This is a genomic window from Arthrobacter sp. 135MFCol5.1, assembly GCF_000374865.1.
Classification (GTDB): domain Bacteria; phylum Actinomycetota; class Actinomycetes; order Actinomycetales; family Micrococcaceae; genus Arthrobacter.
Genome location: NZ_KB895464.1, coordinates 111,509 through 124,122 on the forward strand (window position 1 = coordinate 111,509; position 12,614 = coordinate 124,122).

13 protein-coding genes are annotated in these 12,614 nt (G+C 64.6%); 8 read left to right on the top strand and 5 right to left on the bottom strand.

Features of this window, described 5'->3' with window-relative positions:
- Positions 1–82: 82 nt before the first annotated feature.
- From C563_RS0117040 to C563_RS0117050, 3 genes are all read right to left on the bottom strand, one after another.
- On the bottom strand, positions 83–943 hold the full coding sequence (locus tag C563_RS0117040) for an SDR family NAD(P)-dependent oxidoreductase (RefSeq protein WP_231369916.1): 861 nt from the start codon (positions 941–943) through the stop codon (positions 83–85).
- Positions 944–1,195: 252 nt separating this feature from the next.
- Entirely contained in the window at positions 1,196–2,575 is a 1,380-nt protein-coding gene (locus tag C563_RS0117045) for an MFS transporter (RefSeq protein WP_018763283.1), read from the bottom strand.
- 322 nt (positions 2,576–2,897) lie between these two features.
- Positions 2,898–3,461 (bottom strand): hypothetical protein, encoded by a 564-nt coding sequence (locus tag C563_RS0117050; RefSeq protein WP_231369917.1) that lies wholly within the window; start codon positions 3,459–3,461, stop codon positions 2,898–2,900.
- 332 nt (positions 3,462–3,793) lie between these two features.
- Here C563_RS0117050 and C563_RS0117055 point away from each other — a divergent pair, with 332 nt between their 5' ends.
- Together C563_RS0117055 and C563_RS0117060 are read left to right on the top strand one after the other, a co-directional pair.
- On the top strand, positions 3,794–5,002 hold the full coding sequence (locus C563_RS0117055; RefSeq protein WP_018763285.1) for an aspartate transaminase: 1,209 nt from the start codon (positions 3,794–3,796) through the stop codon (positions 5,000–5,002).
- Between the two features lie 46 nt (positions 5,003–5,048).
- Positions 5,049–5,744: a 4-carboxy-4-hydroxy-2-oxoadipate aldolase/oxaloacetate decarboxylase gene (locus tag C563_RS0117060; RefSeq protein WP_018763286.1), complete on the top strand. Its 696-nt coding sequence runs from the start codon at positions 5,049–5,051 to the stop codon at positions 5,742–5,744.
- Positions 5,745–5,842: 98 nt separating this feature from the next.
- On the opposite strand, the gene C563_RS0117065 is transcribed toward C563_RS0117060, so the two are convergent.
- Both C563_RS0117065 and nac read right to left on the bottom strand, forming a co-directional pair.
- A complete protein-coding gene (locus C563_RS0117065) occupies positions 5,843–6,085 on the bottom strand; it encodes a hypothetical protein (RefSeq protein ID WP_018763287.1) in 243 nt (80 codons plus the stop codon).
- Between the two features lie 123 nt (positions 6,086–6,208).
- Entirely contained in the window at positions 6,209–7,171 is a 963-nt protein-coding gene (gene nac / locus C563_RS0117070) for a nitrogen assimilation transcriptional regulator NAC (RefSeq protein WP_018763288.1), read from the bottom strand.
- 392 nt (positions 7,172–7,563) lie between these two features.
- On the opposite strand from nac, the gene C563_RS0117075 reads away from it, so the two are divergent.
- The 6 genes from C563_RS0117075 to C563_RS0117100 form a co-directional block, all read left to right on the top strand.
- Positions 7,564–8,349, top strand: a complete 786-nt coding sequence (locus C563_RS0117075) for a LamB/YcsF family protein (protein WP_018763289.1) — start codon at positions 7,564–7,566, stop codon at positions 8,347–8,349.
- 2 nt (positions 8,350–8,351) lie between these two features.
- A complete protein-coding gene (locus C563_RS0117080; protein WP_018763290.1) occupies positions 8,352–9,083 on the top strand; it encodes a 5-oxoprolinase subunit B family protein in 732 nt (243 codons plus the stop codon).
- The gene (locus tag C563_RS0117085) at positions 9,080–10,093 is read left to right on the top strand and encodes a biotin-dependent carboxyltransferase family protein (protein WP_018763291.1); all 1,014 of its coding nucleotides are present in this window, start codon (positions 9,080–9,082) and stop codon (positions 10,091–10,093) included. The genes C563_RS0117080 and C563_RS0117085 overlap by 4 nt, the downstream gene beginning before the upstream one ends.
- A gap of 142 nt (positions 10,094–10,235) precedes the next feature.
- Entirely contained in the window at positions 10,236–10,991 is a 756-nt protein-coding gene (locus tag C563_RS0117090) for an SDR family oxidoreductase (RefSeq protein WP_018763292.1), read from the top strand.
- A gap of 43 nt (positions 10,992–11,034) precedes the next feature.
- A complete protein-coding gene (locus C563_RS0117095; protein WP_018763293.1) occupies positions 11,035–11,976 on the top strand; it encodes a 2-hydroxyacid dehydrogenase in 942 nt (313 codons plus the stop codon).
- Positions 11,973–12,614, top strand: a 642-nt coding sequence (locus tag C563_RS0117100; RefSeq protein ID WP_018763294.1) for an SDR family NAD(P)-dependent oxidoreductase, incomplete at its 3' end; no start/stop codon positions are given. The genes C563_RS0117095 and C563_RS0117100, both read left to right, overlap by 4 nt.

Below are 12,614 nucleotides of genomic sequence, written 5' to 3' on the forward strand. Positions count from 1 at the left end.
CTGGACAGATCGACAACGCAGGGGCGCGTCAACAAATTCCCTGCCCGCTACGTTGGCCCGTCCGTTGCCGTCCGGGAGCCGTTCACGCGAAATCCGTACCGGCCAGGCGCACGCACGCCTCCCACAACCGCCGCCTGGCTTCCGGGTCCGAGCCCATGCCCGGGGTGGGAAGCTGTTTCCGCTTCGCCCACAACTTGCCGGTCACGGCTGCAGCCTCGGGCGAGGTTGCCAGCCACAGCGGCGTGTCCGCGGCCCGTTCCGCCGATTTGCCCAGCGTGTTGGTCAGCCGGCGCAACGGACCGCCCACGTCCTGCAGCAGCCCTGTATTCCGCACCAGCCCCGGGTGCACCGCATTGGCCACCACGCCCGTGCCGCGCAGCCGTTCGGCAAACTCCTGCGTCAGCAGGATCCGGGCCAGCATGGTGGGTGGCGTGGAACGGAGGAAACTATATTTGCCCGTGGCGGTCTGCAGGTCATCGAACGGGAGCCTGACGTTGCCGTATTTGGAAGCGATATTGATGATGCGTGACGGCAGGGCAGCTGTGGCACCCTTCTTAAGGGCATCCAGGAGGAGTCCGGTCACCAGGAAATAGGACACAACGTTCGTGGCAAAGGTGAGCTCCAGCCCTTCCGCGGTTTCCTGGCGTTCCTTCCGGAATACGCCGGCGGTGTTCACCAGGACGTCCACCCGCTCGTGACGGGATTTCAGCTCGGCCATGGCCTCACGGATGGACGATTGCAGCGACAGGTCACAGGCCAGGGGCTCCAGCTCCGCGGCCGGGACGCGCGTCCGGATATCCGCCATGGCCGCCAGGGCGCGGGCCCGGCTGCGGGCCACCACCACGACGGCGGCCCCGTCGCGGGCAAGGCCGGCAGCAACCGCCCGTCCAATACCGCCGGCCGCCCCGGTCACCACCGCAATCCGCCCGTCCAACCGTGCCATCGCCATCGCCTCCACATCGCCAGCACTATCCCAGCACTTATTGGGGCGGCGGGCCAGGGTCTTCCGGACTGGAACCAGGGTACGCGGGTATTTGTGGTGCGGCGGCCCCGGCAACAGGAAGACCCCTTAGTGGTTGGCTGTTGGTGCCGTCACTAAGAGGTCTTCACTTGTTCACAACGGAATCAACGTTGTGGGACGCACAGCGAGTCCGTGATCATCTCAAGGGAGATAACCTGTCATCCCGTTATTCGGCTAACCGGCGAGGCCCCGGGCAGCTGAGGTTGGGGACATGGCCGCGGCCGTGAGGACGGACGTTTCCCGTTCGCTCTGCTGCACCTCGTCGATCTCCTTGAGGGTGTACTTTTTGGTCTCCTTGGCGGTCAGGGCTGAGGCTCCTGCCAGGACCATGAACCCGAGCGCGACCATGGACGGTCCGACCCAATCTTTCAGGTCGGGGCCAGCGAGTGCTGTCGAGAGAACGGGGCCGATGACGCCCGAGATGGCAAAGCCGACCTGGGTCCCAAGGGCGAGTCCGGAGACGCGCAGCCGGCCGGGGAACATCTCTGCGAAGAATGACGGCCAGGACGCGTTCACCATCGAGTAGAAAAGGGAGTAGTTGATGATGCCAAACAGGAAGATCAGCGACCAGTTGCCGGTCGTGATTGACCACAGATAGGGCGCCATCGTGACGCCCACGCCGCCCGTTGCGATGAGGAACATCGTCTTGCGGCCGATCTTGTCCACAAGGAATCCAGCCAGGGGTGTGATGCCGAGCGCGATCACGGCCGAGACGCTAGTCGTCAGGAGCATGGTCGGCTTATCCAGCTTGTATCCGGCGGTACCGAATGCCACCGAGAAGGTCTGCATCATGTAGCTGGTGCCCGCGATGAGGGCACAGAACACGATCCGCAGCACAGCACGCCAGTGGAAGCGCAGAAGATGCCGGAGGGGAGCAGCGTTCACCTTGGCGGCCTGGGCCTTTACGAACTCCGGCGGCTCCTCGATGTGGCGGCGGATCAGGTAGGCAGCGACGACGACGAGGGCGGAGGCCCAGAACGGCAGCCGCCAACCCCAGCTCAGCAACTGCTCCGAGGGCATGGCGGCGATCGGGATGAACACCAGCAGGGTGAGCAGCGTGCCGGAGGAGGAACCCAAGGTGGTGAAGCTCGCGAGGAACCCGCGCCGGCCTTCGGAAGCATGCTCCAGGCTCATGGTGATGGCACTGGGCTGCTCACCGGAAAGGCACAGTCCTTGGATGACGCGGATCAGCACGAGCAAGATCGGAGCAAGAGGACCGATTTGGGCGTACGTGGGCAGGCACCCGATCAGGAAGGTGCAGCCGCCGATGCCGAACAGTGTGATCATCATGACGAACTTGCGGCCGCGACGATCGCCCAGCGGTCCCAGGATGAGGGCGCCGAGGGGGCGTACCGCGTAGCCGACCGCGAAGGTGATCATGGCGAGCAGCACGCTGAGGCCCTGGGGAAGATCGGGTGAAAAGAAGAGCACGTTCAAAACCAACGCCGACGAGGTGCCATACACCGCGAAGTCGTAGTACTCCAACGTCGTGCCGATCCAGGCCGCGATTGCGGCCTTGACCGGGGTCTTCCTGGGAAGTGTGGTTTCTGTCATTTCGTCTCCGTGGGTGATGGGTGAACACCGGTTGCCGCTAAACCTGGGCTCTCGGAAAGAGATCTTGAATGGAATGTCCTGTTGGTCCTGCTGTGAGCTCTCTCGCAAATCGTGTTGACGGCTTTGCGGACCGGCCTCAAACATCAAGTTAACGTTTGCGGTATGGGTCACACAAAGTCGGCTTTTATGTACCTACATAGCGATTCGTTATGGCTTGGAGTCGACGAGCCGGAGACCTTGGACAACACGGAAGCCCGCCGTGGAATGGGGATGGGAGAGCGGAAGGCCCGCTGGGCCGCCGGCCGGGGATCAGGCGGGACGATTACTGCGGCTGGGCTACACGCAAGCCGACGCCCCTGGTCATTTTGCGGATTTCGTCGGACTTGAGCCCGCTTGCCCCGGCAAGTTGGTAGTCGTCGAGGAGCCGGGATTTTCTGGCCAAAGCCAGTACCCGCGTTCGTTCGTCTTCCGCTGCACTCCGGGCGCCCTCGGCTGCCGCAAGCTCCGACGCCAATCCCGCAATGAGATGAAGATGCCCGCTTCGGGTTTGGCCGGAAGGGTACAGTTCGCCGCGTGCCAGGGCGGCAGACCGGATACTGGCTGCGGGCTGTCCGGCGGCCTTCGCTACCGCGGCAACCTTCACGCCATCGCACACGGCCTGGGCAAGGCAATCGCCTAACTCGGCGGTGAGGGCACGTACCCTGCTGGACCGAAGTGCGAGGGTCGTCCTCAGCTGGGCCAGCATGGCCAAGGCTTGTTGGGCTCGGGCGGTTGCGGGGTCCGGCTTCGGGACGCCGCGGTACCGGTACGCTGCCACGCCGGCCGCACCCGTTCCGGTGCCGGCTGTACGCGGAGGTATCCGATCGTGAGTTTTTCTGCCGGGCACCTCTGCTCCTTGTCTCCGTTTGAGTTTGCATGCCGCGCGGCCTCCCGCCGGCAGGCGTACCTCTCCTGCGGTTCGGCCCATCGCATTGAAGGCGTCGCGGGAGGTAGCGGCGCGTTGCGTTCGGTGGGCCCGTGATCCACCCTGCAGGTTACGACCCGGGCAAGCCGGCAGGGCAATACCGAAAGTGCGTGGAGCAATAGGCGAAACTTCTAGGTGCTCCGTCATAAGGGCTGCTTATCTGTCCACGCACTTTAGGTCTTATCCAAGGGGGCGGCTCCTTCCCTAGGCTCAAATGAACCACCCCCATCCGTACCGGAAGCCTGGAAGACACCATGCCTGAATTCGTGCCCGCATCACGCGTAACCCGTATCAAATCCTCACCCAGCGTTGCCGCGGCGGCCCGTGTCCGGGAGCTCAAGGCCGAGGGCCGCCGGATCCTGGACCTGACGGTCGGCGAGCCGGATTTCGACACGCCCCAGCACATCAAGGACGCTGCCGCCGCAGCCATCGACCGTGGTGAAACCAAGTACACCTCGGTCACCGGGACGCCCGAACTGCAAAAGGCCATCCTGCAGACGCTGCACCGCAAAACCGGGCAGCACTACACCGCCGGCGAAATCACCATCGGGGGAGGCGGCAAGCAGGTCATCTTCACCGCATTCATGGCCACCCTCGACGCGGGCGACGAGGTTGTCATTTCCGCACCGTACTGGGTCTCCTACCCGGACATGGTGCTCGCCAACGAAGGCACCCCCGTCATCGTTTCCTGTGGTGAGGACACCGGTTTCAAACTAACCCCTGAGGCACTGGCAGGCGCACTGACGGAGCGCACCAAGTGGGTCATCCTCAACACGCCCTCCAACCCCACAGGAGCGGTGTACTCCCGCGAAGAACTGGCAGGCCTGGCCGCCGTCCTCAAGGACCACCCTGGCGTCTATGTCCTCACCGATGAGATCTACGACGAGATCCACTTCGGCGAAGAGCCCATAACCAGTCTCGTGGCTGTTGCCCCTGAGCTTAAGGACCGTGTGCTGGTCACCAACGGGGTCTCCAAGGCCTACGCGATGACCGGATGGCGGCTGGGTTACGCCGGCGGACCGGCGCCCCTGGTGGCTGCCATCAACAAGCTGCAGTCCCAGATGTCCTCCTGCCCGTCCTCCATCAGCCAGGCGGCTGCCGCCGCGGCACTCACCGGAGACCACGCATTCGTCCGCGAAAGCGTGGAGGTGTACCGCGAACGGCGTGATGCGGCAGTCTCCGGGCTGAACGCGGTCAATGGCCTGCAGTGCGCGACGCCGGAAGGCGCCTTTTACGCGTACATCAACTGCGCCGGGGTCATCGGCAAGACGACGCCCGATGGCAGGCAGATCAGCAACGACGAGGACTTCACGCTGTACCTGCTGGAAGCGGCATCAGTTGCCGTCATCCAGGGATCGGCGTACGGACTAAGCCCCTACTTCCGGATTTCCTATGCCACCGGGCTGCCGGTGATCGACGATGCCATCGCTGCCATCGAAAAGGCCGTCAGGGCGCTGGCCTGACCCAACCACTACTCTGCCCACGCTTTCTACAAAACAGGAGTACCTCATGATCCATGTCAAAACGAAATTCGACCGCCCTTCCGAAGACGCCGTTCAGCGACTTTCCAAGTTCTCCTCTGCCACAGTGCATGAAGCACAGGGCCGCAAAGGTGCCCTGAGTTCGAAGATCAAGCCGATTGACCGCAGCATGTCCTTCTGTGGCCCCGCCGTCACCGTGGTCTGTGCACCGCGGGACAATCTGATGCTTCAGGTGGCCATCCACTACGCCCGGAAGGGTGACGTTGTCCTGGTGGCAGCCGGTGAGTACGAGGAAGCCGGGACATTCGGCGACGTGCTGGGCAACGCCATGAAGGCGAAAGGCCTGGCGGGTATGGTCACGGATTCAGGTGTCCGCGACACCAAGGATTTGATTGAACTCGGATTGCCGGTGTTCTCCGGCAGTGTCTGCATCAAGGGGACCGTCAAGGAAACCATTGGCCCGATCAACCATCCCCTGGTGTTCGGCGACGAAATTGTCTACCCGGGCGATGTCCTGCTGGGTGATGCCGACGGCGTGGTGGTGGTCCGCAAGGATGAGATCGAGGAAGTCATCAAGCTGTCGCAGGCACGCGTGGACGCTGAGGACGACCTCATCCGCCGGTATAAGGAAGGCGGCACCACCATCGAGTTGTGCAAACTGACCGACGTGCTGAAGGCCAAAGGCCTGCTGGTGGAGGACGCCGAATTGGAGCCTGCGCTGTAGCTCCACCCCCCCCGATGGGGTTAAAGCAGAGAGGCCCGGCGTTCCTTTCGGAACTCCGGGCCTTCTTGGCCGCCGGCGGTGCGGTGGTTCACGCCACCTCAGTTCATCCCCGGAAGAAGGTACGCAGGCGGCCCCACCTGGGAGTCGTCCAGGTACCACATGGTGGATCCCCGCTTGCCCGGCGGCATCATGCTGCCCTCGAAGACAAATACCGGATCCGAAGCTGCGCCGTCTTCGGCCCGCCAGAAACCATTGGTGGGGCAATGCGAACCGGTGCTGGCCTTGAGCTGGATCCGTCGTTCAGAGGAATTCCGGTATTGCAGGCTGGTGATTTTTTTCATGCTGGGCTCCAAGGAAATCATTTGTGCCGGGTAAACGCCGTTGGCGAACCTTTATGGCTTTTATCCTAGGACGCAGTAAATTCCATGGATAAGACTAATGGAGCGTGACCTGATAAGGGCCGCTTATGACGCATCCGCGGCGGCGGAGGGTTTTTCGCTGGAAAGCGGCTGGTATTTGCTGCGCAGCATTTCCTGGAGCATTTCCTTCAGTACCAGCAGTACGGCGGAACCGGCCTCGGAGAGCGGTTCGTGGTCCGGAGTGCACAGCGCGATCTTGCACTGCAATGCAGGCCCGGTGATCCGCAGGACCCGGAAGTCCTCCTCGTGGAACAGTGCATCCGCGGCCGACTTGGGCAGGATGGTCGCACCCAGGTCGCTGCGCAGCAACCTGGTCAGGGACGGCACCGATTCCACTTCCCCTACCAGGTGCAGCGTGAGGCCCTTGCTGTCGAAGCCCGCCTCCACCACCTGGCGCAGGGTGTGGATCCGTTCGGGCAGGAACAGGCCCAGGGTGGCCGCCGCTTCCAGGGCGATGGTGCCGGCCCCTGGGTCCACCGGAAGCTCCCGCGCGGCGTTGACCACCAGGTACAGGTCCTCGACGATGAGGGTGGTGAACTGCACGCCCCGGATGGGCCCCGGTTCATAGATGAGGGCCATGTCCAGCCGCCCGTTCTTGATGGCCTCGCTGAGCACGCCGCCGTAAATCTCGGTCAGGTGCAGCACGATGTCTGGGTAGCGCCGTCCTACTTCGCGGATAATCCGCGGAGTGAGGCTTGAGGCCATGCTGTAGGGAGCGATTGCTATGGAGACGCGGCCTGAAGGTGCAGCTCCTGAAGCTGCCACATCGATCCTGGCCTGCTCCACCTGCCGCAGGATGGTCTGCGCATGCCGGTACAGGGTATGGCCGGCCGCCGTGGGCTCCACGCCCTGCTTGCTCCGGATCAGGAGCCGCTGCTTCAGCTCCGTTTCCAGGGCCGACACCTGCTGGCTCAGCGCCGGCTGGGCGACGTGGAGGGCGGCGGCCGCCTTCGTGATGCTTCCTGAGTCGACGATCTTCACGAAGTACGCCAGCTTCCGGGTGTCCATAGCGCTCCTCTTTTCCAGCCGGGGACGGCACAGCCTGCGGGGTCATACGTTGGCGCTATGGCGGGACAGGCAATACGTCTTTGTGTGATCCGAGTCTCGGGCATAGGTTAATTGCAGATGACTTTCCAATGACCAGAGCATTCTATCCCCACCCAAGCCATCACCGGTTTTGATGCCGGCATATGTTTTGTGCATAAGCAGGGAAACAATTTGCTGGAAAGACCAGTCTTGGCGTCACTAAACATGGTCCGGTTGAATTTTTTGGGTCGCCAATGGCGCCTCAAAAGGTCATAACTGTTCCCTATAGCGTGATACCGCATTCGTCTTTGTGTGGCTCCAATCCCGATGCCACACTGATTTACACCCGCAGCACCAGCAGAGGAAGGCCCGCAATGCCCACAGTCGATCTCGTAGCGGATCTTGGTGAAGGTTTTGGCGCCTACTCGATCGGTGACGACAAAGCCCTGCTGGAAATCGTGTCCAGCGCCAACATCGCCTGCGGCTTCCACGCAGGGGACCCTGACATCATGGACGCCACCGTGGCTGAATGTGTCAGGACGGGAGTCGGCATCGGCGCCCACCCGAGCTTCCCGGATCTTCGCGGCTTCGGCCGCCGCGCCATGGACCTCACGGCTGACGAAGTCCGCAACGACGTCATCTACCAGCTGGGTGCCCTGTCGGCGTTTGCCGCCTACCACGGCGGTACCGTCTCCCACCTGGCTCCCCACGGCCGCCTGGGCAACCTGGTGGCCACCCGAGCGGACTACGCCCGGGCCGTAGCAGATGCCGCCGCCCGGGTGGACCCGAAGCTGATCATCCTGGCGCAGGACGGTGAACTCGCCACTGCAGCGGCGGAGCGCGGCCTGCGGGTGGCCATCGTTGGCATCGCGGACCGCGCCTACCAGGATGACGGGACTCTGGTGCCGCGCAGCCGGCCCGGCGCCGTGATCCACGACCCCTCCGCCATTGTCCGGCGCACCGTGCGGATGGTGACCGAAGGACTCATCGAAACAGTCTCCGGCAGCCACATCGCCATCCATGCCGACACGGTGCTGCTCCACGGCGACAACCCGGGCGCCGTCGAACTTGCCCGCCTGGTCCGCAGCGAACTGATCGCCGCAGGCGTCACCATCGCCCCGTTGGCACAGGTGCTCGCCGCAAAGCAAAAGGTTTCCTGACCATGGCCGCCGCAACGACAACCAGCCGAACAATGCTGGACATCTACGAGTCGGGCGACGCCGCCCTGCGTGTGGTGGCACAGTCCGGCGACGCAGAAACCAACTGGGCCACGGTCCACTCCCTGGCCGGCTGGCTGGCCAGCGTCGGCGTCGACGGCATCCATGGCGCCGTTCCCACGTACGACTCCGTCCTGGTGGAATTCGATCCCTACCTCACCTCCGCCCGCCAGGTCAGGGCGTTCATCCTCCTGGGGATGCGCCAGCTGGACTTTGTGGGCACCACCCTGCGCGAGCCGCGCCGCTTCGAGGTACCCGTCGTGTACGGGGGCAGCTACGGGCCGGACCTGGAAAGCGTGGCAGAGCACCAGGGCCTGGATGTCCAGGACGTGATCGCCCGGCACACGGCCAAGACCTACGTCATCCGCTGCCTCGGAGCGCCGGCAGGCTCGCCCATGATGGACGGACCAGACTTCCCGGTCCCCGTCCCCAGGCTCAAGGACCCGCGGCTCTCCGTACCCGCCGGTGCAGTCTCCGTGGCCGGACGCCAGGCCGTGATCGCGCCCGCCGTCGCACCAGGAGGCTGGTGTGTCATCGGCCAGACCCCCCTGACGGTCCTGGACGCAGCACGCGAACCACTGGTGCCCTACGTCCCCGGCGATGAACTGCGCTTCTACCGCATTCCAGCGGAGGACTTCGAAAAGTACGAGGGGCAGTTCCTGGAGGCCCGGCCATGACCGGGGCACTGATCGTCCTCCAGCCCGGACACTCTGTCGTCACCGACCTTGGCCGGACAAAGGGTCCTGCATTCGGACTTCCCGTCAACGGGGCCCTGGACCAGTTCTCGGCCAAGGCCGCGAACATCCTGGCCGGCAACGGGGACAACGATCCGCTGCTGGAACTCACCGCCCTGGACTTCAGGATGCGCGCCACCACGGACCTGCTGATCGCCGTGACCGGCGCCCCGCTGGACCTCTCGGTGGGCGGCCGCGACTGCCCCCAATGGGAGCCCGTCTCCGTCCGGGCCGGCGAAACAGTGACGGTCCGCGGAATCCGCACCGGTCTCCGGGCCTACATCGCCGTCCGCGGATCCTTCACCGTCCCCACGCTGCTGGGCAGTTGCGCACCGGACACGGTGGTGGGCTTCGGACTGAAACTTGTTGAAGGCACCATGCTTGCAACGCAAAAGACCACCGCACCCATCACCCAGCCGCACTTCGGCCTGCCCCTGTTCCGGCTGGGGCTGGCAAAGCCGGAATTCACCACCCACCCGGTCATCGACGTCACCGACGGGCCGGACGTAGCCGAATTCGGCGACACCGCAGACCTGCTTTTCACCACGCAGTACGCAGTGAGCCCCCGAAGCAACCACATCGGACTCCGGCTCGGCGGCGCACTGCCCGAACGCCAGCTCACCTCCGAGGTCCTCTCCCGCGGTGTCCCGGTGGGGGCCATCGAGGTTCCGTCCCGGGACGAACTGCTGGTCCTGCACCGGGGACGGGGCGTAACGGCGGGCTATCCGGTCCTGGGGGTCGTCACTAGCCGCTCCCTGGATGTCCTGGCGCAATCCAGGCCCGGACACACCGTCACCTTCAGGAAGACAACCGTGGCTGAAGCAACAGCCATGCACCGCACAGCCTGCCTGGAACTGGACAGACTCCGGAACACCGTGAACACGGTCTTCGGACTCCTCGGGGTCGGCGCCGGCCAGCGTTGGCACGAACTCAGCCCGGCGTCAGGAGCCTGAACATCATGATTGACCGTCCCACCGCCCAGGACCGCACCCACAGACTGCCGCGCGATCCCTAACCCCTGCCAACCGGGGGGCCACAACGTCCAGTCCATTGCCGGACCTAAAAGCCCCGCCACCTACCACTTTTGGAGTCCCTGTGCCTTTTTCCGACTACACCACAGCCCTCGTCACCGGAGCGTCCACCGGCATGGGCGCGGCGATCGCCGAGCGTCTCGCCAAGCGCGGACTGACCGTCCACGCGGTGGCCCGCAACGAGGAACGCCTCGCCGAACTGGCCGACCGCACGGGAGCAGTCCCGCATGTAGTGGACCTGACCGACACCGCCGCCCTGGCCGGCGTCGTCCGCGACCTCAAGGTGGACGTCCTGGTCAACTGCGCCGGCGTCTCCCGGACAGGCAACATCCTGGACTCCTCCGAGCAGGACATCGACGAACTCATCGACGTCAACCTCCGCGGCCTGCTGCAGCTCACGCGGCTGGTGCTGCCCGGCATGGTGGAGCGCGATTTGGGCCACGTGGTCAACATCAGTTCGATCGCCGGGCTCTACAACTTCTACGGCCACACCGCCTACCACGCCACCAAGGCCGCGGTGCACCAGATTTCCCGGCAGTTGCGCAACGACACGGTCGGCAAGCGCATTCGCGTCACCGAAATCTGCCCCGGCCGGGTGGAAACCGAAATCTTCGGCCGCAACCTGGGCGGCAGCCCCGAGGCCATGGAAGAAGCCTGGCAGACCTACTACGAGGGCTACGAATCACTCACCACGGACGACATCGTCAATGCCCTTGATTACGCCATCGAAACCCCGCGCCACGTCAACGTTGGCATGCTTGAACTCATGCCCACCTTCCAGGTCCCGGGTGGCCTCACCTTCGACCGCCGCGACGCATAACGATCCCCGCAGCACCTTCCCACCAACCGATAGGCCTTCAACGATGCAGCACGTGCAAACCGTCAGTTTCCCCGAACCCCAGCTCCTGGCTGAATTGTCCCCGCTCCCGGAGGGACTGACGGGAGTGGTTTGGGACATGCAAGGGGCCCCTGACGAGGCCCACGGAAGCATCGACGGGGTCATTCTGCCGTACCTCAATGCCGGCGCCGTGCTGGGTTCCCTTGGCAGCGTCCCGGACCTGAAGTTCGTGCAAACACAGTCAACAGGGTTCGACGGCGTCCGCGAGGCAGCAGGTCCGGCCGCCGGGGTGGCAAACGCCTCGGGCGTCCATGCGGCTGCCACCGCGGAGCTGGCCGTTGGCCTCATCCTCGCCAAACTGCGCGGCATTGACCAGGCTGTCCGGGACCAGCAGGCCGAACGCTGGAACCCGCAACGCCGCCAGTCGCTGGCCGACCGGAAGGTCCTGCTGCTGGGCATCGGCGGAATCGGGAAGGAGTTGGCCCGCCGCCTGGAGCCTTTCGAAGTCACACTGACCCGGGTGGGAAGCGCCGCACGGACCGATGCGGACGGCCGGGTCCACGGTCCGGATGAACTCGCAGCGCTCGCCGCCGACCACGACATCCTGGTCTCCGTCCTTCCCCTCACCGAGGCGACCCACCACCTGGTGGGAGCCAAGGTCCTGGCCGCCCTGCCGGACGGCGCCCTGGTGGTCAATGTCGGACGCGGCTCCGTGATCGACACCGACGCCCTAACGGCTGAAGTGGTGTCCGGCCGCCTGCACTGCGCCATCGACGTGGTCGACCCCGAACCGCTGCCCGCCGGCCACCCGCTCTGGTCCTCGGACAACGCCCTCATCACCCCCCACGTTGGCGGCAACGCGTCAGCGTTCGAGCCGCGGATCCTCAAACTCCTGAAACGGCAGCTTGAGGCCCTCGCCGCCGGCGAAACCCCGGTCAACCTGGTGCAGCAGGGACCGTTCGCATGAGTTCACTTTTTGATTTGTCGGACCGGGTTGCGTTGGTGACGGGGTCGAGCCGCGGTATCGGCTCGTCGCTGGCCCGGGCGTTGGCGGACGCCGGTGCAACGGTTGTGTTGAATGGCATCAACGGGGAGCGGCTCAAGGAGGCCGAGGCGGCGATGGCCGCCGATTATGCCCCGGGCCGGGTGCATAGTGTCGCGTTTGACGTTACCGATGGTGAGGCGGCAGGCCGCAGTATCGCGTGGATCGAAGAGCATGTGGGTCCGTTGGAGATTCTGGTGAATAATGCCGGGATCCAGCATCGGGTGCCGATGCTGGACCTTGAGGTGGCGGATTGGGAGCGGGTGATTTCCACGGACTTGACCAGTGCGTTCCTGGTGGGGCGGGAGGCGGCCCGGTGCATGATTCCGCGGGGCCGGGGCAAGATCATCAATATCTGTTCGGTGCAGACGGACCTGGCCCGCCCCACGATTGCCCCGTATGTTGCGGCCAAGGGCGGGCTGCGGAACCTGACCCGGGCGATGACGGCCGAGTGGGCCGGGTCCGGCCTGCAGGTCAACGGGATCGCGCCGGGGTATATCCACACCGAGATGACGCAGAACCTGGTGGATGACGAACAGTTCAATGCCTGGATCCTGGGCCGC